This is a genomic window from Pseudomonas cremoris (assembly GCF_014230465.1).
This window is the reverse complement of sequence record NZ_JAAXCY010000007.1, coordinates 280,019-301,295: the sequence shown is the minus strand read 5'-3', so window position 1 is coordinate 301,295 and position 21,277 is coordinate 280,019. Positions and strand designations below refer to the sequence as shown.

General features: G+C 60.3%; 17 protein-coding genes. 8 read left to right on the top strand and 9 right to left on the bottom strand.

Translation table 11 applies throughout. The features are described from left to right. Window positions 1-3: 3 nt before the first annotated feature. From HF257_RS19415 to HF257_RS19400, 4 genes are all read left to right on the top strand, one after another. Window positions 4-1,626: an ArnT family glycosyltransferase gene (locus HF257_RS19415; RefSeq protein ID WP_185706112.1), complete on the top strand. Its 1,623-nt coding sequence runs from the start codon at window positions 4-6 to the stop codon at window positions 1,624-1,626. A 203-nt stretch (window positions 1,627-1,829) separates the two neighbouring features. Then, complete coding sequence (locus tag HF257_RS19410; protein ID WP_185706110.1) at window positions 1,830-2,540, top strand: HPP family protein; 711 nt, start codon at window positions 1,830-1,832, stop codon at window positions 2,538-2,540. Between the two features lie 117 nt (window positions 2,541-2,657). Further along, complete coding sequence (locus HF257_RS19405; protein ID WP_185706108.1) at window positions 2,658-3,761, top strand: enoyl-CoA hydratase/isomerase family protein; 1,104 nt, start codon at window positions 2,658-2,660, stop codon at window positions 3,759-3,761. Window positions 3,762-3,764: 3 nt separating this feature from the next. Next, entirely contained in the window at window positions 3,765-4,916 is a 1,152-nt protein-coding gene (locus HF257_RS19400) for an acyl-CoA dehydrogenase family protein (protein WP_185706106.1), read from the top strand. A gap of 156 nt (window positions 4,917-5,072) precedes the next feature. On the opposite strand, the gene HF257_RS19395 is transcribed toward HF257_RS19400, so the two are convergent. The 4 genes from HF257_RS19395 to HF257_RS19380 are packed head-to-tail and all read right to left on the bottom strand — an operon-like array spanning window position 5,073 to window position 8,962. Continuing rightward, on the bottom strand, window positions 5,073-5,846 hold the full coding sequence (locus HF257_RS19395; RefSeq protein WP_185706104.1) for an enoyl-CoA hydratase: 774 nt from the start codon (window positions 5,844-5,846) through the stop codon (window positions 5,073-5,075). Between the two features lie 11 nt (window positions 5,847-5,857). Beyond that, a complete protein-coding gene (locus HF257_RS19390) occupies window positions 5,858-6,985 on the bottom strand; it encodes an acyl-CoA dehydrogenase (RefSeq protein WP_185706102.1) in 1,128 nt (375 codons plus the stop codon). A 12-nt stretch (window positions 6,986-6,997) separates the two neighbouring features. Beyond that, on the bottom strand, window positions 6,998-8,182 hold the full coding sequence (locus HF257_RS19385; protein WP_185706100.1) for an acetyl-CoA C-acyltransferase: 1,185 nt from the start codon (window positions 8,180-8,182) through the stop codon (window positions 6,998-7,000). Between the two features lie 12 nt (window positions 8,183-8,194). Then, window positions 8,195-8,962 carry an SDR family NAD(P)-dependent oxidoreductase gene (locus HF257_RS19380; RefSeq protein WP_185706098.1) on the bottom strand — a complete coding sequence of 256 codons (768 nt, stop codon included), beginning with the start codon at window positions 8,960-8,962 and terminating at the stop codon, window positions 8,195-8,197. 202 nt (window positions 8,963-9,164) lie between these two features. Between HF257_RS19380 and HF257_RS19375 the strand changes: the two genes are divergently transcribed. The 4 genes from HF257_RS19375 to HF257_RS19360 all read left to right on the top strand — a co-directional run bounded on the left by HF257_RS19375 (window position 9,165) and on the right by HF257_RS19360 (window position 14,479). Further along, window positions 9,165-10,058 (top strand): bestrophin family protein, encoded by an 894-nt coding sequence (locus HF257_RS19375; RefSeq protein WP_185706334.1) that lies wholly within the window; start codon window positions 9,165-9,167, stop codon window positions 10,056-10,058. Window positions 10,059-10,123: 65 nt separating this feature from the next. Then, on the top strand, window positions 10,124-11,182 hold the full coding sequence (locus tag HF257_RS19370; RefSeq protein WP_185706096.1) for a HEAT repeat domain-containing protein: 1,059 nt from the start codon (window positions 10,124-10,126) through the stop codon (window positions 11,180-11,182). A gap of 124 nt (window positions 11,183-11,306) precedes the next feature. Next, window positions 11,307-12,806 carry an ATPase domain-containing protein gene (locus tag HF257_RS19365; protein WP_185706094.1) on the top strand — a complete coding sequence of 500 codons (1,500 nt, stop codon included), beginning with the start codon at window positions 11,307-11,309 and terminating at the stop codon, window positions 12,804-12,806. Next, window positions 12,806-14,479 (top strand): ATP-binding protein, encoded by a 1,674-nt coding sequence (locus tag HF257_RS19360; protein ID WP_185706092.1) that lies wholly within the window; start codon window positions 12,806-12,808, stop codon window positions 14,477-14,479. The genes HF257_RS19365 and HF257_RS19360 overlap by 1 nt, the downstream gene beginning before the upstream one ends. A 123-nt stretch (window positions 14,480-14,602) precedes the next feature. On the opposite strand, the gene HF257_RS19355 is transcribed toward HF257_RS19360, so the two are convergent. From HF257_RS19355 to HF257_RS19335, 5 genes are all read right to left on the bottom strand, one after another. Next, window positions 14,603-14,980, bottom strand: a complete 378-nt coding sequence (locus HF257_RS19355) for a response regulator (RefSeq protein ID WP_003217591.1) — start codon at window positions 14,978-14,980, stop codon at window positions 14,603-14,605. A gap of 78 nt (window positions 14,981-15,058) precedes the next feature. After that, the gene (locus HF257_RS19350) at window positions 15,059-16,252 is read right to left on the bottom strand and encodes a hybrid sensor histidine kinase/response regulator (protein WP_185706090.1); all 1,194 of its coding nucleotides are present in this window, start codon (window positions 16,250-16,252) and stop codon (window positions 15,059-15,061) included. Further along, window positions 16,246-16,851 carry a chemotaxis protein CheB gene (locus HF257_RS19345; RefSeq protein WP_185706088.1) on the bottom strand — a complete coding sequence of 202 codons (606 nt, stop codon included), beginning with the start codon at window positions 16,849-16,851 and terminating at the stop codon, window positions 16,246-16,248. Before HF257_RS19345 ends, HF257_RS19350 begins: the two co-directional genes overlap by 7 nt. Beyond that, the gene (locus HF257_RS19340; RefSeq protein ID WP_012724198.1) at window positions 16,848-17,678 is read right to left on the bottom strand and encodes a CheR family methyltransferase; all 831 of its coding nucleotides are present in this window, start codon (window positions 17,676-17,678) and stop codon (window positions 16,848-16,850) included. The genes HF257_RS19345 and HF257_RS19340 overlap by 4 nt, the downstream gene beginning before the upstream one ends. Further along, window positions 17,679-21,176: a response regulator gene (locus HF257_RS19335; protein WP_185706086.1), complete on the bottom strand. Its 3,498-nt coding sequence runs from the start codon at window positions 21,174-21,176 to the stop codon at window positions 17,679-17,681. Window positions 21,177-21,277: the final 101 nt, after the last annotated feature.

Sequence of the window (21,277 nt, the reverse complement as noted above, 5' to 3'; positions counted from 1 at the left end):
GACGTGAACAAAGCCCAACCGCCCCTGCTGAATGCAACCATTCGCCAGCAATCCCTCGGCTTGGGCTTGTTGGCGCTGTTGCTGTTTATCGCCGGTAACTGGCACCAGGCAATCATCGGTTTCGACTCGCGTTTCGTGGTGTTCGCCCAGGAGATGCTGCGCCATGGGCCGAGCTTCTTCCCGACCACGTACGGCCAGCCGTATGCCGATTACCTGGCGACCTCGACGATACTGACCTGGCTGCTGTCGTTGCCATTTGACCAGGTCACCAGCCTCACGGCCTGGTTACCGACGGCGATGGCCTCGGCCATCATCGTCATCCTGGTGTATCGCCTGACCGCGCCCTACTCGCCACGCTGGGGAGTGCTCAGCGTACTGATGTTGTTGCTCAGCAGCACCTTCATCAGCGAAACCCGCGCGGTGTCCCTCGACCAAATGCTCGCGGCCGTCGCCCTGGCGGTGTTCTACCTCGGTTATAGCCATGATCACTTCGGTGCCGGCAAGCGTTTGCACTGGTTGTATCTGCTGCTGATCCTCGGTTTTGCGATTCGCGGGCCGATCGGCTTGGTGATTCCTACCGGCATGTTGTGCAGCTATTACCTGATCAACCGCCAATGGAGCCGGCTGTTCAGCTTCGGGCTGTTGGCCCTGGCGTTGCTGGGCGCTTGTGTGGGCTTGCTGTTGTTGCTGGCCAAACTCAGCGGCGGCGACACGTTCATGCAAGACGTGATTCGCATGCAGTTCCTGGGGCGCATGGACGGTAGCGAAGGCTCCAGCGGCGCGTTGTATTACTTCACCAGCTCGCTGGGCAACTACGCCCTCGCCTACCCACTGGCATTGCTGGTACTGCTTGGCGTGGCAGTCGGCGGGCGACGTACACCAGACCCGGCGTTGCAGCTGGTGCTGTACTGCGCGGCGGCAGGCCTGTTGGTAATGCTTGGCCTGTCGATCCCGCAAGCGAAGAAGGCGCGTTATGTGCTGCCGATGTTGCCGATGGCGGCGATTATTGCTGCGTATCCTTTCCAGGTCGCACAAGGCCGGCTGTTCGCTTGGTTGCGCGGCTTGATGCTCGGTATCTGGGTGCTGCTGCCCGCGTTGCTGGCGGTCGGGTTGTGGATGGTACGGCGTCGCTACGCCGAGCAATTGGGCAGTCTTGCGCCGATTCTTAGCGTGCTGGTCGTGCTGCAGGTATTGGCGTTGCTGACGGTGTTCAAACCGCGCCTGCGCCCTGTAGGCCCTGCATTGATTGCGGTGCTGGCAATCTGGACCACCTATATCGTGATTGTCGAGCCGTTGGAGCGCAGTCTCTACGACACCCGAACGTTCAGCCTGGCGGTGAAAGCACAGGTTCAGCAAGATCGCGCCCCCGTGATCCTGCATGGCCTGGGCAAGGACGCCAAAGCGATCAAGTTCATGGTCAATTACGATTGCGACCGCGTACCGCTGTTTACGCAACAACCGTCGGACCTGAACCCGATAGTGGCGCCGGCCTGGCTGGTGATGAGTGCTGCGGACTTCGCCTTGTTGAAAGACCCGCGCTTTAGCGGTCTCACTCCGACGCTCACCGGCGAGTTCGACAAGGACCCGTATGTGCTGCTGCACTTGGCTAAACCTGTGCAACCTTGACGCTGTGCGCCGGCAATGCCGGCGCGGGGCACGCTATAACTGCATTATTTTTGCATTTAACCCTCATTAATATGCATTGGCGTCGCGCTATTCAGCGCGGCACACTGCGCAGGTTCCTCCCCCAAATGTTGGAACTTTCAAAGGGCTTTTCCGGGCGACCAGACGAGCCTTTTTTTTGCCTGCCGTTTATGGACTCCCTCTCGATGCTCGCTCGCTGGTTCCCCGCTGCTATCAATACCCGCCCCACTGAATGGAGCCGCGCCGCTATCGGCATGGCGTTGGGCACAATGCTCAGTGTCTGGCTGTGCGGCCAAGTCTTCGGCATGGACGTCGCCCTGCACCTGCTTGGCCCGTTGGGGGCTTCGGCAGTGCTGTTGTTTGCCGTGTCTTCCGGCGCATTGGCGCAGCCTTGGTCGATCATCGGCAGTTACCTGTGCGCAGGCGTGGTGGCCTTATTGGTAGCCCGCGTGCTGGGACGTACCTTGGGCAGTGCCTGCCTGGCAGCCGGTATGACGGTGATCTTGATCTGCTGGCTACGCTGCCTGCACCCGCCAGCGGGTGGCCTGGCCATGAGCCTGGTACTGGCCGATCCAGCGTCTGCGGCCTTGGGGTGGTCCGAGCTGGGGGCGGTGATGCTCGGTGCCGGCGCGCTGTTGATCTGCGCCCTGGCGTACAACAACGCCACGCGCACGCGCTATCCCAAAGGCGCCATTGAGGCACCGGCAACACCCCTTGGCAGTACGCCGACTCCGGTCGACGCTGCAATCACCGCCGCCGACCTCAAGCTGGCGCTGGCCGATATGGAGCAGTTCTACGATATCGAGCCCACTGAACTGGAACAGCTGATCCATACCGCTGAAGCCCATGCGCGGCGCCGCAGCATCGGTGAAGTGTTGGCCGAACGCGCTGCATAAATGCAAAAACGACCTGCATGATTCCGGGTTGTACTGGGCAAATTTGCACTGGTACGATCACGAGATGGTTCGTCCGCGAACCTCTTGATAAAGAACAATAAAAGCAGGGAGTTAGAGATGACTGCTCAGGTTTCATCCGAGGCACGCCGCATCGATACAGGTTCAGAAGAGGTGCTGGCCGACGTCCGCAACCACATCGGCCACCTCACCCTCAATCGCCCCGCCGGCTTGAACGCCATTACCCTGGACATGGTTCGCAGCCTCACCCGTCTGCTGCAGGCCTGGGCCGATGACCCGGCGGTGTACGCCGTCGTCCTGCGCGGCGCTGGCGAGAAGGCCTTTTGCGCCGGCGGCGACATCCGTTCCCTGTATGACAGCTTTAAAAGTGGCGACACGCTCCACCAAGACTTTTTCGTCGAGGAGTACGCACTCGACCTGCTCATCCACCACTACCGCAAGCCCGTCCTCGCGCTGATGGACGGATTTGTACTGGGCGGCGGCATGGGGCTGGTGCAAGGCGCCGACTTACGCGTAGTCACCGAGCGCAGCCGCCTGGCCATGCCGGAAACCGCCATCGGGTACTTCCCGGACGTGGGCGGCAGCTATTTCCTGTCACGCATCCCCGGCGAACTGGGGACTTACCTGGGCGTTACCGGGGTTCAAATCCGTGCGGCGGATGCGCTGTATTGCGGGCTGGCGGACTGGTACATCGACAGTGCCAAGCTTAACGACCTGAACCAGAAACTCGACCGCCTGCATTGGCACGATTCCCCGCTCAAAGACCTGCAAGGCCTGCTTGCCAAACTGGCGGTGCAGCAACTGCCAGACGCGCCGCTGGCAGCCTTGCGCCCGGCCATCGACCACTTCTTTGCCCTGCCAGATGTGCCGAGCATCGTCGAACAATTGCAGGCCGTCACGGTCGCCGACAGCCATGAATGGGCCGTGACCACCGCCAACCTGATGCAAACCCGTTCGCCCCTGGCCATGGCCGTGACCCTTCAAATGCTACGCCGTGGTCGACGCCTGCCGTTGGAGCAATGCTTTGCCCTGGAACTGCACCTGGATCGCCAATGGTTCGAACGCGGCGACCTGATCGAAGGCGTGCGCGCCCTGATCATCGACAAGGACAAGACCCCGCGCTGGAACCCTCCCACCCTCGACGGGCTGGACGCCAGCCATGTCGAGAGCTTCTTTCATCACTTCGAGCAGGTTGCGAACTAAGCCATGCAAGATATTGAATACACAGAAGAACAAGTGATGATCCGCGACATGGCCCGCGACTTTGCCCGTGGCGAAATCGCCCCCCATGCCCAAGCGTGGGAGAAAGCCGGCTGGATCGACGACCGCCTGGTCGCGAAGATGGGTGAGCTGGGTCTGCTGGGCATGGTGGTGCCCGAAGAATGGGGCGGCACCTACGTCGACTACGTGGCGTATGCCCTCGCCGTTGAAGAGATTTCCGCCGGGGATGGCGCCACTGGCGCGCTGATGAGTATCCATAATTCAGTGGGTTGCGGGCCGATCCTCAACTACGGCACACCCGAACAGAAACAGACCTGGCTCGCCGACCTCGCCAGCGGCCAGGCGATTGGCTGCTTCTGCCTGACCGAACCGCAAGCCGGCTCCGAAGCCCACAACCTGCGCACCCGCGCCGAACTGCGCGACGGCCAGTGGGTGATCAATGGCGCCAAGCAGTTCGTCAGCAACGGCAAACGCGCCAAGCTGGCGATTGTGTTTGCCGTGACCGACCCGGAACTGGGCAAGAAAGGTATCTCTGCGTTCCTGGTACCCACCCATACTGCAGGCTTTGTGGTAGACCGCACCGAACACAAGATGGGCATCCGCGCCTCAGACACCTGCGCCGTGACCCTCAACCAATGCACAGTGCCCGAAGCCAACTTGCTCGGTGAACGTGGCAAAGGCCTGGCTATCGCGCTGTCGAACCTGGAAGGCGGTCGCATTGGCATTGCGGCCCAAGCCCTGGGCATCGCCCGTGCGGCGTTCGAAGCGGCGCTGGCCTATGCCCGTGACCGCGTGCAGTTCGACAAAGCCATCATCGAGCACCAGAGCGTGGCTAACCTGCTGGCCGACATGCAAACCCGCCTGAATGCCGCCCGCCTGTTGATCCTCCACGCGGCGCGCCTGCGCAGTGCCGGTAAACCCTGCCTGTCGGAAGCCTCCCAGGCCAAGCTGTTTGCTTCGGAAATGGCGGAGAAGGTCTGCTCGTCAGCGATGCAGATTCATGGCGGGTATGGGTATCTGGAAGATTACCCGGTGGAGCGCTACTACCGGGATGCGCGGATTACGCAGATTTATGAGGGGACCAGCGAGATTCAGCGGATGGTGATTGCTCGCGAGCTCAAGCACTACCAACTTTAATCACGCACACCACAGAACTGATAGGGGAGCGAGCTTGTGTGGGAGCGGGCTTGCTCGCGAAGGCGGAGTATCAGCCAGTACATCAACCGACTGGACCACCGCTTTCGCGAGCAAGCCCGCTCCCACACTTTGATCTCCTGTGCCTGGGAGATCGGGTTATTTGTCCTTGAAGTCGGGCGTGCGCTTGGCTACGAATGCCGCCATGCCTTCCTTCTGATCCAGCGTTGCAAACGCCGCGTGGAACACGCGACGCTCAAAGCGCACGCCTTCCGACAGGCTCACTTCAAATGCGCGGTTCACGCTTTCCTTGACCATCATGCTGATCGGCACTGACTTGCCAGCAATCAACGTGGCGACTTTCAAGGCCTCCTCCAGCAGTTCATCTGCCGGTACGATACGGGCGACGATCCCGCAGCGCTCAGCTTCCACCGCATCGATAAAACGGCCGGTCAGGCACATTTCCATGGCCTTGGCCTTGCCCACGGCGCGGGTCAGGCGCTGGGTGCCGCCCATGCCTGGCAGTACGCCGAGGTTGATTTCCGGTTGGCCGAACTTGGCCGTGTCGCCCGCCAGGATAAAGTCGCACATCAACGCCAGCTCACAGCCGCCACCAAGGGCGAAGCCATTGACTGCGGCGATGATCGGCTTGCGGCGGTTGGCCACGCGGTCACTGTCGCTGAACAGGTCGTCGAGGTAGATCTGCGGGTAGGTCAGCTCGGCCATTTCCTTGATATCGGCACCGGCGGCGAAGGCCTTTTTCGAACCAGTCAGCACAATGCAGCCAATCTCAGGGTTGGCTTCCAGGCCATCCAGCGCCTGGTTCAGTTCGCTGACCAGTTGGGCGTTCAACGCGTTCAAGGCTTGCGGGCGATTGAGGGTAATCAGCCCGACGCGGCCCTGAACTTCGAGCAAAATGGTTTCGTAACTCATGTATCGGCTCCTTAGAGATTGCGTGAGATGACCATGCGTTGAATATCGCTGGTGCCTTCGTAAATCTGGCAGACCCGCACATCGCGGTAGATCCGCTCCAGGGGAAAGTCGCTCAGGTAACCGTAACCGCCTAAGGTTTGCAAGGCGGCCGAGCAGACTTTCTCGGCCATTTCCGAGGCAAACAGCTTGGCCATGGACGCTTCGACCAGTGCCGGCTTGCCGCTGTCACGCAACGCGGCAGCGTAGTGCACCATCTGCCGGGCAACGGCGATTTGCGTAGCCATGTCGGCTAGGCGAAAGGCAACGGCCTGGTGTTCGATGATCGCCTTGCCGAAGCTTTCACGCTCACGCGCATAGTCGCGAGCTGCTTCAAAGGCGGCGCGGGCCATGCCAACCGCTTGCGAAGCAATACCCACGCGGCCACCTTCCAGGTTGGCCAGGGCGATCTTGTAGCCTTCGCCCTCCTCACCCAATCGGTTCGCCACCGGAACTTTCACGTCTTCAAACAGAATCTGGCAAGTATCCGACGCGTGCTGGCCGAGCTTGTCCTCGACACGTGCCACGGTGTAGCCCGGCGAATCGGTCGGCACGATGAATGCGCTGATCCCGCGTTTGCCCGCTGCAGGGTCGGTCACCGCAAACACAATCACCACCCCGGCGTTTTGCCCGGAGGTAATGAACTGCTTGCAGCCATTGAGCACGTAGTGGTCGCCCTCTAGGCGTGCGCGGGTTTTCAGGCTGCTGGCGTCGGAGCCGGCCTGGGGTTCGGTCAAGGCAAAGGCGCCGAGCATGGCGCCGCTGGCCAGGGGCTTGAGGAACTGCTCTTTCTGGTGGTCGTTGCCGAACTTGAGGATCGGCACGCAACCCACCGAGTTGTGCACGCTCATGATGGTGGAGCAGGCGCCGTCGCCGGCGGCGATTTCTTCCAAGGCCATGGCGTAGGCCAGGTAGCCGGTGTCGCAACCGCCCCACTGTTCGGGCACCAACATGCCGAAAAAGCCCAGTTCGGCCATTTCGCCGATGGCTTCCTTGGGAAAGCGATGCTCGCGATCCCATTCGGCGGCGAAAGGCTTCAGGCGCTCTTGGGCGAATTGCCGGGCGGCGTCGCTGATTTGCAGTTGTTCGTCATTGGGCAGCATGGTGATCAGTCCTTAGTACAGGCATTCGACAGCCATGGCCGTGGCTTCACCACCGCCGATACAGATGGCCGCAACGCCACGCGTGAGGCCTTTCTGGCGCAGGGCCGAGAGCAAGGTCACCAGGATCCGAGCACCCGACGCGCCAATCGGATGGCCCAAGGCGCAAGCGCCGCCGTGGATATTCACCTTGTCGTGGGGGATTTCCAGTTTGCTCATGGTCACCAGGCTCACCACAGCGAAGGCTTCATTGATCTCGAACAAGTCCACTTGGTCAAGGTTCCAGCCGGTCTTGGTCATCAGCTTGCGGATCGCGCCGACCGGCGCTACTGGGAATAGTCCCGGTTCATCGGCGAACGCTGCGTGACCATGGATCACCGCCAGTGGCTTGAGCCCGCGCCTGGCGGCCTCGGACTGGCGCATCAACAGCAGCGCTGCCGCACCGTCGGAAATCGAGCTGGAGTTGGCCGCAGTGACCGTCCCCCCTTCGCGGAACGCCGGTTTCAGGCTGGCGATCTTGTCCAGCTTGGCTTTAGGCGGCTGCTCGTCGTGCAGGATGGTTTTCTGCTCTTTGCCCACGGTGACCTGCACCGGGACAATTTCGGCCGCGAAGCTGCCGTGGGCAATGGCTTCCTGCGCACGGGTCAGGGAGGCGATGGCGAAGGCGTCCTGGGCCTCACGGGTAAAGCCGTTGTGTTCGGCGCAATCCTCGGCAAATGTGCCCATAAGGCGCCCCTTGTCGTAGGCGTCTTCAAGGCCGTCGAGGAACATGTGATCGAGCACACGGCCATGACCCATGCGGTAACCGCTGCGAGCGCGGTCCAGCAGGTACGGCGCGTTGGACATGCTTTCCATGCCACCGGCGATCACCACCTCGGCGCTGCCAGCCAGTAGAGAGTCATGCGCGAGAATCGCCGCTTCCATGCCCGAACCGCACATTTTGTTGAGGGTGGTGCAACGGGTGGACTTGTCCAGCCCTGCGCCCAAAGCGGCTTGCCGTGCTGGCGCCTGGCCGAGACCGGCGGGCAGCACGCAGCCAAACAACACTTCATCCACGACATCGGTGGCAATACCGGCGCGTTCAACAGCCGCACGAATCGCGGCAGCGCCCAGCTGTGGCGCCGTCAGGCCCTTGAGGTCGCCCTGGAACCCGCCCATAGGCGTACGCACGGCGCTGACAATTACGATGGGATCAGTCATGGCAAATACTCCTTACTTGGCCGCCATGCGCAAGGCGCCGTCGAGACGGATCACCTCGCCATTGAGCATGCTGTTTTCAATGATATGCCGCACCAGTGCAGCGTATTCGGCAGGTTTACCCAGGCGCGGCGGGAATGGAACGCCGGCGGCCAGGGAATCGCGGACTTCCGGGGTCATGCCCGCCATCATCGGGGTTTCGAAAATGCCGGGAGCGATGGTCATCACGCGGATACCGAAACGCGCCAGTTCGCGGGCGGCGGGCAACGTTAGGCTGGCAATCGCGCCTTTGGAGGCGGCATACGCTGCCTGGCCGATCTGCCCGTCAAACGCTGCCACCGAGGCGGTGTTGATGATCACGCCACGTTCGCCATCGGTATTCGCTTCGGTTTCGGCGATGGCCGCAGCCGCCAGGCGCAGCAGGTTGAAGCTGCCGATCAAGTTGACGTTGATGACTTGGGCAAAGCTTGCCAATGCATGCGGGCCGTTCTTGCCGAGGATCTTCTCGCCGCGCACCACGCCAGCGCAGTTCACCAGGCCATGCAGGCCACCAAAGGCTGCGACGGTCGCCTGCACTGCGGCTTCGGCAGCGGCTTCCTGACTGATATCTGCCACCGCACTGCGGGCGTTTTCCCCCAGCTGCTTGGCCTTGGCCGCTACTGCGTCGGCGTTCAAGTCCACCAGCATCACCTTGGCACCTGCCGCGACGAGCATTTCAGCAGTGGCCGCACCGAGGCCCGAAGCGCCGCCGCTGACCAGGAAGACCTTGTTTTCAATCTGCATTATTGTTATGTCCTTGGACTGTCCGAATCGCCAAATACTCGCCCCGGCACGCCAGCGCAGCAATGGTCAAAGCCTTCAATATGCCTGACTGCTTTGGCCAGTCATCGATCCCGCTGATCAGTTAGTCAGCCCAAGCGATTGGACGCCCTGCGCGCAGGCTTCTAACCTGATGGCCTGCGCCACCGAAGAAGCCCTTCCTGCGATGATTGTCCGCCCCAAACCCAACCTCCTGGGTATCCTGTTTTCCCTCAAAGGGTCGATCGCCAAGCGCATCGCCCTGCGCAGCCTGTTGGTTACGCTGTTGGCCTCCGTGATCGTGCTGGTGGAAACCCTGCACCCCGCATACTTCTCCAAGGTCAACGCCACGCCGTTCACGCTGCTGGGGCTGTCGCTGTCAATCTTCATGAGTTTTCGCAACAACGCCTGCTATGACCGTTGGTGGGAGGGTCGTAAGCAACTGGGGCAGATGATCATCGATGTACGCTCGCTGATTCGCGAAACCCAGGTGCTCAGCGATCCGGCAGAGCGCGCAGGCTTGCTGCGCGGTCTATGTGGTTTTGCCCATGGCTTGATCGCACGTTTGCGCGTTGAAGATGAAGCCCAGGCGATAAAGCCTTGGCTTGAGGTGGATACCAACCACCCAAACCTCCCGGACAACGTGCTGCAAAAAGTCGGGGCTCGGTTTTCCGCGCTGGCAGAGCAAGGTGTGATCAGCGAATGGCGCTACACCCAACTTGAAGCGCGGTTGGTGAGCCTTAGCCAGGTGCAAGCCTCGTGCGAACGCATCAAAAGCACGCCGCTGCCCTTCCCCTACACCTTGCTGCTGCATCGCACCATTTACCTGTTCTGCATCCTGCTGCCGTTTGCCATGGCCGAGCCGCTGGGTTGGCTTACGCCGGTCTTTACCGCGATCGTCAGCTACACGTTCTTTGGCCTCGATGAAATTGGCGATGACCTCGAAGACCCGTTCGGGTTCGACGAAAACGACCTCCCCTGCAATGCCATTGTGCGCACTGTGGAACGAGAGGTGCTCGCCGCCCTCGGTGAAACCGACCTGCCCCCGGTGCTGGAGCCGGTGGAATACGTACTCACCTGACGCAGGTTTGACACTCGCCGTGGTCTGGTCGAAGCTGGCGGCTTTGTGATCGCTCGGACGCCTGCATGTCAAAGTCACGCCGTTACTCCATCATCGGCCTGTGCGCCCTGTTGTTTGTTGTGTTGCTCACCTGGCATTTCAACCGGTCCACCCAGGTCGCGGTGCCACCCGCGATAGCCCATGGTTACTCCAAAGCCCTGAAACAAGCGCGTAACGGCGAGCCAGGGGCAGCACGGGTGCTGTACCAGCAACTGGGGCGCCCGGACCTGTCACCGGAGCGCCGCGCCGCACTGCATGCCGAACTGCCTAACTACCCCAGCCCCCAAGCCTTGAAGCTTGCCGACAAAGACCTGACCAGCGACTCGCCGATGGTGCGCGAAGCCGCGATCCACAGCATCGCTGGCCTGGTGCCTTCCGGCCAGCGCACCCTGTTGCTGGGCCCGGCACTGGATGACCCTGAACAAAGCGTACGGTTTGCCGCTGCCAATGCCTTGCTCGGCTTGTCCCCGGACACCCTGGGGCTGTACTTCGGGCCGTTGCAGCAAGTACTCGATGAGTTCGTGAAGAAAATCAAGGCCCAGCCCGAAACCGCCGAAAACTGGATTCAACTGGCGCGCCTGTACATCCACAGTGCCCTGCTGCCGGATGCGCAAAACGCCCTGGAGCAAGCCATGCGCCTGGAGCCGGACAATCTCCAGGCCGTGGTTGCGAAGATCGAATTGCTGGACAAACAAGGCAAGTCCGAAGAATCGCGCCAATTGCTGGCACGCCAGTTGGCCGCCCATCCCGAATCTGCTTATCTCCAACACGCCTTGGGCATGTGGTTGCTGCACCATGGCGAGCGTCCGTATGCCTTGCTTGGCCTGTCAAAAGCCGTGGAGCTGGAGCCGGACAACCAAGATTACCGCTACGACCTGGCTACCACCCTGCACGCCCAGCAGGAACTGGAAGCCGCGCAGCGCCAGCTGGAAGAAATCATTCAGCGCCACCCAGCCAACCGTAAGGCGCGAGTGCTGCTGGTCAATTACTGGACCGAAAGCGGCCAGTTGCAAAACGTCCAGGTACTGCTGGCGCAGCTTGAGCAGCAAAATCCGGATGACCCGGCGTTGCAACAAGGTCTTTGACAGCCGCCGGGGTGTTGTACAAATTTTACGAATTGCGGAAAGGCTAGGTGCCACTAAGGTCAAGTGAATATGGCGCGCCCAGGGCGGCGCGCTTTTCTATTCGTACGTGACCCGAGGGCACTCCTTGTCTACATCCAATGAGCTGTTCAGTGAAAAAGCAGCCACCGGTATCGAAGGTCTGGACGACATTCTTTCCGGCGGGCTATCGCGCAGCCACCTGTTCCTGCTGGAAGGTGAGCCTGGCACCGGTAAAACCACGGTCGCCCTGCACTTCCTGCAAGCCGGCGCCAAAAATGGCGAACGATCGCTCTACATCACCCTGTCCGAGACCGAGCGCGAATTGCGCCAGGGCGCCAAGTCCCACGGCTGGGACCTGGATGACAATATCCATATCTTCGAACTCACACCGCCGGAGAGTCTGCTCAACGCTGAGCACCAGCAAAGTTTGCTGTACTCCTCGGACCTTGAGCTGGGCGAAGCCACGCGGCAGATCTTCGAAGTGGTCGAACGGGTAAAACCCACTCGCGTAGTGGTGGACAGCCTCTCCGAAATCCGCCTGCTGGCGCAAAGCTCCCTGCGCTATCGCCGGCAAATCCTAGCGATCAAGCACTACTTTGTGCGCTATGACGCCACCGTATTGCTGCTGGACGACCTCACCACCGAATCCCTCGACAAAACCGTGCACAGCGTGGCCCACGGCGTAATTCGCCTGGAAGAACTTACCCCTAACTACGGCGCGGAACGTCGCCGGGTGCGGGTGGTGAAATACCGTGGCCAGAAATACCGGGGTGGTTTCCATGACTTCACCATCTTGCAAGACGGCGTGCATGTGTTCCCACGTTTGGTCGCGGCCGAACACCGCGGCGGCTACAACCGCCAAACGCTGACCAGTGGCATCAAGGAACTTGATTCGTTGCTGGGCGGCGGTATCGAGACCGGCTCCAGTAGCCTGATCCTGGGGCCTGCCGGTACGGGCAAGTCGCTGATCTCAATGATCTTCGCCGCCTCTGCCGTTGCCCGTGGCGAAAAAGCTGCGTTGTTTATCTTCGATGAAGAATTGGGCCTGCTGTTTGAACGCATGAAGAACATGGGGATTGACCTGGAGGCATTGCAAGCCACGGGCAACCTGCTGATTGAGCAAGTTGACGCCGCCGAGCTGTCGCCTGGGGAGTTCTCTCACCGTGTGCGCCGTTGCGTGGATGAGGCTGGGATCAAAACCGTGGTGATCGACAGCATCAACGGCTATACCGCAGCCATGCCCGAAGAAAACGCGCTGATCCTGCACATGCACGAGTTGCTGCTGTACCTCAATCGTCGTGGCGCGGCCACCTTCATGACCGTTGCCCAACACGGTCTGGTGGGGGATATGCAGGCGCCGGTGGACATTACCTATTTGGCCGACACGGTGATCCTGCTGCGCTACTTTGAAGCGATCGGTGAAGTTCGCCGTGCCATTTCGATCATCAAGAAGCGCACTGGCTCCCATGAATCGACCATTCGTGAATACCGTATCGGCAGCCGCGGCATGACTGTCGGTGAACCGCTGAACAATTTCCAAGGAGTGCTGCGCGGTATTCCCACTTACATGGGCGCCGGATCGCCACTGCTCAAGGACCTGGGATAGTGACCATGCTGACTCCCGTCTCCGAGCGTGCGATTATTCTCGCGCCCCTGGGGCGTGACGGCTCGCTGGCGCTGATGATGCTCAACGAGGCGGGTTACAGTGGCGTCGTCGCGACCGATTTATACATGCTCTGCGACACGTTGGAGTACGGCTGTGGCGTGCTGATCATTGCGGCCGAAGCGCTGCGTGGGGTTGATCTGGAGCCCTTGCTCCACCACCTGCACCAGCAACCCGCCTGGTCGGACCTGCCTATCGTGCTGATGACCCACCACGGCGGCAGTGAGCAAAGTAGTTCATCTCACCTGAGCGCCTTGCTGGGCAACGTGACCTTCCTGGAGCGGCCGTTTCACCCGGTAACTCTGATTAGCCTGGTCAGCGCCGCCCTGCGCGGCCGCCGCCGGCAATACGAAGCACGGGACCGCTTGATCGACCTGAGCGAGAGCGAACTGCGCCTGCAGCGCACGCTGGAAACCCTCGAGCAACAGGTCGAGGAGCGCACCGCGCAGTTGCGCCATAACGAAGATGCCCTGCGCCAATCACAGAAGATGGAAGCCGTTGGCCAATTGACTGGCGGCATCGCCCACGACTTCAACAACATGCTCACCGGCATCATCGGCAGCCTGGAACTGCTACGCAGGCGCGTGTCACGTGGCAAATTGGACGATCTCGACAGCCTGATCGACCTGGGCGTCACCTCGGCGAACCGAGCGGCTGGCCTCACTCACCGATTGCTAGCGTTTTCCCGTCGGCAATCGCTCGACTCCAAACCCGTGGAAATCAATCAGCTGGTGACGGCCATGGGGGAGTTGCTGCAACGCAGCATCAATGAAAGCATCAAGCTGGAGATGCGCCTGAGCGGCGAACTCTGGACCGCCGAGGCCGACCCCAATCAACTGGAAAGCGCCCTGCTCAACCTGGTGATCAACGCGCGCGACGCCATGCCCAGCGGGGGGCAACTGGTGGTGGAAACCACCAACCGTCATCTGGACAGCGTATTCACTGCCGCGTATGGCACGTTGAAGCCGGGTGACTATGTGGAGCTGAGCGTCAGCGACACCGGCTGCGGTATCCCCGAAAGCGTGATGAGCCGCGTGTTCGATCCGTTCTTTACCACCAAACCCATTGGTCAAGGCACCGGCTTGGGCCTGTCGATGATCTACGGCTTTGCGCGCCAGTCCCACGGACATGTGTCGCTACACAGTGAAGTGGGCAAAGGCACCACCGTGAGCCTGTTTCTGCCGCGCTTTATGGGTGAAGTCACTGCAAACGAAATCGCTGATCCCGCACTGCTGCCATTCGCCAACGCCGGTGAAACCGTGCTGATCGTCGAGGACGACCCCGCAGTGCGTGTGCTGGTCAGTGCGGTGCTCAAGGAATTGGGGTATGCCTTTGTTGAAGCTGGTGACGCCGATACGGCGGTACCGATCATCGAGTCCGACCAACGTATCGACCTGTTGATCAGCGATGTCGGCCTGCCTGGCATGAACGGTCGGCAACTGGCAGAGATCGGGAGGCAGATTCGCCCGGAGCTGAAGGTGTTGTTCATCACCGGGTACGCCGAACATGCGGCGGTACGCGGTGGTTTCCTGGACCCGGGTATGCAACTGATCACCAAGCCCTTCACCTTCGACCTGCTCACGGCCAAAGTCCGCGAAATGATCCGCAGCGTGTAGTGAGCGGGCTTGCCCGCGCTGGGTGGCGAAGCCGCCCCAATAAAGCCGCCGCATTATTTCTGCAAGGTCGGTGAGGCAGGGTCTAGGGCGGCTTCGCCACCCAGCGCGGGGAAAGCCCGCTCACTACGCCAGTAGGCGTTGGATGTGCTCCTGGAGCGTGTCCAGGTCAAACGGCTTGGCCAGGATCGGTGCGTTGCGCGTGATCGGGCTATTGCAGTCGAGAATTTCCTGCGGGTAGCCGCTGATAAAAATAACCTTCAATTCCGGCCGCAGTTTGATCGCAGGCTCTGCAATCTGAACCCCCGAAATGCCACCCGGCAAGCGGTAATCAGTGACCATCAGGTCCAGGTGCGGCTTGGTCGCGAGGATTTCGAAAGCCTGCTCCCCATCGATCGCCTTCAATACCCGATAGCCCAGGCCTGCCAGGTATTCACCCAGCACAAACATAATGGATTCGTCGTCCTCGACGATCAGAACGACATCTTGTGCATCTTCACTCATGGGAAGCCTTTGTCCGGTCAATTGCTGCAATTACGACCATGGGGTCACGCAGAGGTTGCGTCGAGGTGACGATTGATTTCATGCCGACACCTCAAGGGGCAGGCACACCCGGAACAAGGCGCCCTCGCCTATCTGGCTCTCGACCTCGATGGTGCCGCCGTGGGCCGCCACGATCTGCTCGGAAATAAACAGCCCAAGGCCCAGGCCAGCCGCTACATGGCTGGCGGAGACGCGCTCGAACTGCTGGAAAATACGCTTCTGGTTCTCTTCGCTGATCCCGATGCCACGGTCACGCACTTCGACCCGCGCCTCTCCGTGCTCGGTATACACCCGCACATCCACCGGGCTCTTGGCCCCGTAACGCAAGGCGTTGGTCAACAGATTGGTGACCACCTGCTCAATGCGAAACTCATCCCAATTACCTTCCACCGAGCCTTCGGCCACCAGGTGCATGGAAGAGTCCGCCGCCGCCACTTGTGGTGCAAAGTTCTCCACCAGGTTGCGGACCAACGTGGCCAGGTCAAACCGCGCCGGGCGGATCGACAACTTGCCGGTGCGGATACGCGACACATCGAGCATGTCTTCAATCAAGCGGATCAGGCTCTGGATCTGCCGTTCATCGCGGTCGACCATGGCGTGCATCTTGTCCAGGGTGAACGCAGCGGCGTTGTCCCGGGCCAGGTGCATCTTGCGCAATTGAGTTTCCAGGATCAGCCCGTTGAGGGGCGTCCGCACTTCGTGGGCGACAATGGACATGAAGTCATCACGCATGCGCACGGCCTGTTCCAGCTCGGCCTGGGTCGCTTGCAGGCGCGTCAGCAACAGCTCCTGCTCGCGGCGGCTACGCTCCAGCGCTTCGACTTGCTGCTTCATCGCCTTGCTCTGGCGGTACAGGTCGACAAACACATTGACCTTGCTCTTGACCGCGTGAATATCCAGCGGCTTGTGCAGGAAGTCGACGGCGCCGCTTTCATAGCCTTTGAAGGCGTAGTTGAGTTCACGGCCCGCGGCGCTGACGAACACAATCGGGATGTTCTTGGTTTTCTCGGTACCGCGCATCAATTCGGCCAGCTCGAAACCATTCATGCCGGGCATCTGCACGTCCAGAATCGCCATGGCGAACTCGTGCTCCAGCAACAGGGACAAGGCTTCGTCGGCGCTCAATGCCTTGAACACCTGGCGGTCCTCGCGCTTGATCAGCGCTTCGAGGGCCAGCAGGTTTTCCGGCAGATCGTCGACGATCAGCAGTTTGGCCTGGACAGTACTTAACATGGGGAATATTCCAGGGAAGCCAGCAATGAGCCAATCCGGCTCAACGTAAGAATGTGGTCAGGTGTCTGCAGCGCCAGGGCTGCGCGTGGCATGACGGCCACACGGGCCTCATTGGGGTCTTGCACCACGGTGGTTCCACCTTGTTGTTTGACATGGGCCAGGCCGCGCGCGCCATCCTGGTTGGCGCCCGTCAGCAAAATGGCCAGCAGGCCCTTGCCATAGGTATCGGCGGCGGATGCAAACAGGAAGTCGATCGCAGGTCGTGAATGGTGCACCCGGTCTTCCTGGCTCAGGGACAGGCTACGGTCATGTTCCACCGACAGGTGATAACCGGGCCCGGCAAAGTACAGCGTGCCAGGCGTGATCACTTCCTTGTCGCGCGCCTCTACCACCGGCATGTTCACGCGGCGGTCAAACACCTCCGCCAATTGGCTGCGGCGTTCATCGGGCAGGTGCAACACCGTAATGATCGGCAAACCGAAACCCATGGGCAGCTCGCCAAACACCGACAGCAAAGCCTCGACGCCGCCTGCGGATGCGCCGATCACGATAGCCTCTATGCCCGGAACCGATGCCGGGTTGGCAGCCGCTTCATTCATAGTTTTCGGTAGATCCGTTCCTGTTTAACCAAGGGTTCGAACTGTTTGCCGTAAGCGGAAAAATCCAGGGTTTCCTTGCTGCCCAGCACCAGGAAGCCGCGATGACACAGCGACTCATGAAACAATCCAAATGCACGGTCTTGCAATTTTTTGTTGAAATAAATCAGTACGTTACGACACGAAATTAATTGAGTTTCTGAGAACACGCTATCCGTCGCCAGGCTGTGATCGGCAAAGGTCACGTTCTCGCGCAGCGTCTTGTCGAAGATCGCGTAATCGTAAGCCGCAGTGTAGTAGTCGGCAAATGAACGTTGGCCGCCGGCCTGCTGGTAATTGGCGGTGTAGGCTCGTACGTTTTCCAGGGAAAAGATGCCCTGCTTGGCCTTGTCCAACGACGCCGGGTTGATGTCGGTGGCGTAGATGATGGTGCGCTCCAGCAAGCCTTCTTCACGCAGCAGGATGGCCATGGAGTACACCTCCTCTCCCGTGCTGCACCCGGCGATCCAGATCTTGATCGACGGGTAGGTCTTGAGCAGCGGCACGACTTCCTGGCGGATCGCAAGGAAGTGCGAGGGGTCGCGGAACATCTCGCTCACTGGAATGGTGAGAAACTGCAGCAACTGCATGAATGCCGCCGGATCGTGCAGCACGCGCTCCTGCAGCGCCGAGATGGTCGCGCAGTCAAACTGGCGCAGGGCATGGGCCACGCGGCGCTTGACCGACGCACCGGAGTAGTCGCGAAAGTCGTAGCTGTACTTGAGGTAAATCGCCTCGATCAACAGGCGCAGCTCAATATCGCTGCTTTTTTCCAAAAAACTTCGCTCCACTTAAATGCGTTCCATCTTCGGTAGCCAGACACGAATCAGTGAAAACAGACGGTCCAGATCAATCGGCTTGGCCAGGTAATCGTTGGAACCCGCCGCGAGGCAGCGCTCCTGATCGTCCTTCATGGCCTTGGCCGTCACAGCGATGATCGGCAGTTTTTTCCAGCGCGGGTCCTGTCGAATCAAGGCGGTAGCCTCGTATCCATCCATCTCCGGCATCATCACGTCCATCAACACCAGGTCGATATCGTCGACTTCATTGAGTTTGTCGATGGCTTCACGGCCATTACGCCCGATGACCACCACAGCGCCTTTGTGCTCCAGGGCGCTGGTCAGGGCGAAGATGTTGCGTACATCGTCGTCCACCAGCAGGATCTTGCGCCCCTCGAAGACCTTGTCGCGGCTGCGAGCGGTCTTGAGCATCTTCTGGCGTTCATGGGACAGCTGGGATTCGACTTTGTGCAGAAAGAGTGTCACTTCATCCAGCAACCGCTCCGGCGAGCGCGCGCCCTTAATGATGATCGAGCGCGAATACTTGCGCAGCTCAGCTTCCTCATCACGGGTGAGGTTGCGCCCGGTGTAGACGATCACGGGTGGGAACGAGCAGATGTCCTCGGTGGCCATGCGCTTGAGCAGTTCGTTGCCAAGCATGTCCGGCAGCTTCAAGTCGATGATCATGCAGTCGTAAATAGTGGTACGCAGCAGGTCAAGTGCTTCCTGAGCAAAGCCAACGGCGGTGATTTCAATGTCATCGTCGCCGATCAGGCGGGCAATGCTGTCACGTTGCAGGTCATCGTCTTCCACCAGCAGCACACGCTTGACCTTCTGGGTCAGCTTGGCCTCAAGGCGTGCGAACACATCCTTGAGTTCTTCGCGGGTGGTGGGCTTGACCGCATAACCGATGGCGCCCATGTGCATGGCGGCTTCGACACGGTCTTCCACGGAAATCACGTGCACCGGGATGTGACGCGTGCTGGCGTGCTCTTTAAGGCGCTGCAACACGGTCAGCCCGGAATGGTCCGGCAGGCGCATGTCCAGCAGGATCGCATCGGGCGCGTATTCCTCGGCCAGGCTGTAGCCTTCGTCCGCACCATGGGCCACCAGGCAGTTGTAGCCCAGTTCATGTGCCAGATCGAAGAGGATGCGTGCAAAGTTCGGCTCGTCTTCCACCACCAGGATGCAACGGGTGGTGAACGGGGCCTTGTCACGGTCGTCGGCAAAGCGTGGGATCAGGCTGGCATCGGCTACCGGCAGCGGTGAAACCCTGGCCGGCGCCGGGGCAGGTGCGACGAAAACTTGGCGCGGCTGCTCGATCGGTGCGGCGTCTTCCTCGCGCTCTACATACTGCTCCGGCAATACCAAAGTAAACACACTGCCCTTGCCCGGTGCGCTGGTCACGCTGATGTAGCCGCCAAGCAAAGTGGCCAAGTCACGGGAAATCGACAGGCCCAGGCCGGTGCCGCCGTAACGGCGGTTGGTGGTGCCGTCGGCCTGGCGGAAGGCTTCGAAGATGCTTTCCTGCTGGTCCGGTGCAATACCGATACCCGAGTCACGTACAGTGAAGGCAATACCCTCCCCCGGCGCACGGGAGACCGACAGGCTGACTTCGCCGTGCTCGGTAAACTTGACCGCATTGGACAGCAGGTTCTTGAGGATCTGCTCCAGGCGCTGGCGGTCGGTGAACAGCATCGCCGGCGCACCTTCCTGCACGTCCACCTGGAAGCCCAGTTTGCGGTCGGCGGCCAGCGGCTCGAACATGCCGCGCAGGCCGTCGACCAGGCGAGCCACGCTGGAATTCTCCGGGCGCATTTCCAACTTGCCGGCTTCCACCTTGGAAATATCCAGGATGTCGTTGATCAGGTTGAGCAGGTCATTGCCGGCGGAATAGATCGACTCGGCAAACTTGACCTGTTCGGCGCTCAGATTCTCTTGCGGGTTCTCCGCCAGCAATTTTGCCAGGATCAACGAGCTGTTCAGCGGCGTGCGCAGCTCGTGGGACATGTTGGCAAGGAATTCGGATTTGTACTTGCTGGAGCGTTGCAACTCTTCAGCACGTTCTTCCAGCTCCAGTTGGGCCTGGTTGAGCTCGACGTTCTTGCGGTCCATGGCGTCGCGTTGCTCGGCCAGGGTCTGGGTCTGCTCGGCCAACTGCTCGTTAGTCTGCTCCAGCTCGGCTTGCTGGGTTTCCAGGTGGGCCTGGGACTCCTTGAGGATGCGCGACTGCTCTTCGAGTTCTTCGTTAGCGGTCTTCAGCTCTTCTTGCTGCACTTGCAGCTCTTCGTTTAGCTGCTGGGTCTCGGCGAGCACTTCCTGCAGGCGCTGACGGTAACGCGCGGCCTCGATCGAGGTGCCGATATTGCCGGCGATCAGCTCCAGCAGTTCCACGTCGCGCTCATCCACCGTACGCAGGAAGCCCAGCTCGATCACACCGTTGACCCGATCATCATCGCTGGTCGGCATCACCAGCACACTGCGGGTAGCGCCTTCACCCAGGCCGGAGCTGACTTTGAAGTAGTCCACTGGCACATCGTCCAGGCGAATCAGGCGATCCAATTGGGCAGCCTGGCCGACAATACCCTCGTCGCTGTAGATCGACTGTTCCAATTGTTCCTGTTCGCGGGAGAAGCCGTAGGTAGCGACGCGCTTGAGACCGCCGTGTTCTTCGCGCACATACAGCGCCGCCACCGCGGAGCCCATGTACTGGGCGAAAAACTGCAGGATGTTGCGACCCAGCATGTTCAAGGTGAGCTGGCCAAGTACCTGTTCGGCCAATTCGGTCTGGCCGTTGCGCAACCAGGCTTGTTGCTCCAGGCGCCCCGCAATCCTCTGCTGTGACGCGAGGTTTTCGTTGTAACTATCTGATAATGCAATTAAATTTTTACGACCGATATACGCCAGAAAACCACTCAGCCCGAGTACGAAGATCAGGTACAAGGTGACGCTGATCACGGTAGTGCGCGTCACTTCTTCATTGCGGGTGATACGGAACTGCTGCTCCATCACCACCGCATCGTCGTACTCCTTGCGGATCTCGTCGGTCAGGCGCTTGCCTCGGCCGGCCTTGACCGCGCTGCGGTAATCACCGCTTTCGCGCTGCATATCAATCATCGACTGGGCGTACTTGTTCCATTCGATCTGCAAGGCTTCCAGACGTTTGAGACGGTCTACCTGCTGCGGGTTGTCCGCTACCAGGTCCTGCAAGTTGCGCAGGTCGGCAATGATCCGTGGCTTGGCCACTTCGTACGGGTCGAGAAAATGCTCGTCGCCAGTGATCAGGAAGCCGCGCATGCCGGTTTCCAGGTCGACCGTCAGTTTCGAGGATTCATTGAGGTTATTGATCACCCGGTCTGTGTGTTCGACCCACTGGATCACCGACAACAAATAGGTGATCAGCACGACAAAAAACACCGCACTGAGCACGCCCACACCCAGGGGCAGCGCAACGTTTCGGCTCAGGAGGTTACGAAAGCTCTTTTCATCGATGGACGACGCAGGAGTCATGGGCTTGCCTTGGCCAAGTATGGAAAAACCGGGAGTTTGCCCCAAAGTGGCAGGCAAAACCATTTTTCCAGAGCTGTTTTGTACAGATTCCTACAGCAGAA

Coding starts and splice junctions, on each gene's coding strand:
- HF257_RS19410 (WP_185706110.1), top strand. CDS start 1,830: ATGCTCGCTCGCTGGTTCCCCGCTGCTATCAATACCCGCCCCACTGAA.
- HF257_RS19355 (WP_003217591.1), bottom strand. CDS start 14,980: ATGAGTGAAGATGCACAAGATGTCGTTCTGATCGTCGAGGACGACGAA.
- HF257_RS19400 (WP_185706106.1), top strand. CDS start 3,765: ATGCAAGATATTGAATACACAGAAGAACAAGTGATGATCCGCGACATG.
- HF257_RS19370 (WP_185706096.1), top strand. CDS start 10,124: ATGTCAAAGTCACGCCGTTACTCCATCATCGGCCTGTGCGCCCTGTTG.
- HF257_RS19405 (WP_185706108.1), top strand. CDS start 2,658: ATGACTGCTCAGGTTTCATCCGAGGCACGCCGCATCGATACAGGTTCA.
- HF257_RS19350 (WP_185706090.1), bottom strand. CDS start 16,252: ATGTTAAGTACTGTCCAGGCCAAACTGCTGATCGTCGACGATCTGCCG.
- HF257_RS19390 (WP_185706102.1), bottom strand. CDS start 6,985: ATGCTGCCCAATGACGAACAACTGCAAATCAGCGACGCCGCCCGGCAA.
- HF257_RS19385 (WP_185706100.1), bottom strand. CDS start 8,182: ATGACTGATCCCATCGTAATTGTCAGCGCCGTGCGTACGCCTATGGGC.
- HF257_RS19380 (WP_185706098.1), bottom strand. CDS start 8,962: ATGCAGATTGAAAACAAGGTCTTCCTGGTCAGCGGCGGCGCTTCGGGC.
- HF257_RS19375 (WP_185706334.1), top strand. CDS start 9,165: ATGATTGTCCGCCCCAAACCCAACCTCCTGGGTATCCTGTTTTCCCTC.
- HF257_RS19335 (WP_185706086.1), bottom strand. CDS start 21,176: ATGACTCCTGCGTCGTCCATCGATGAAAAGAGCTTTCGTAACCTCCTG.
- HF257_RS19395 (WP_185706104.1), bottom strand. CDS start 5,846: ATGAGTTACGAAACCATTTTGCTCGAAGTTCAGGGCCGCGTCGGGCTG.
- HF257_RS19345 (WP_185706088.1), bottom strand. CDS start 16,851: ATGAATGAAGCGGCTGCCAACCCGGCATCGGTTCCGGGCATAGAGGCT.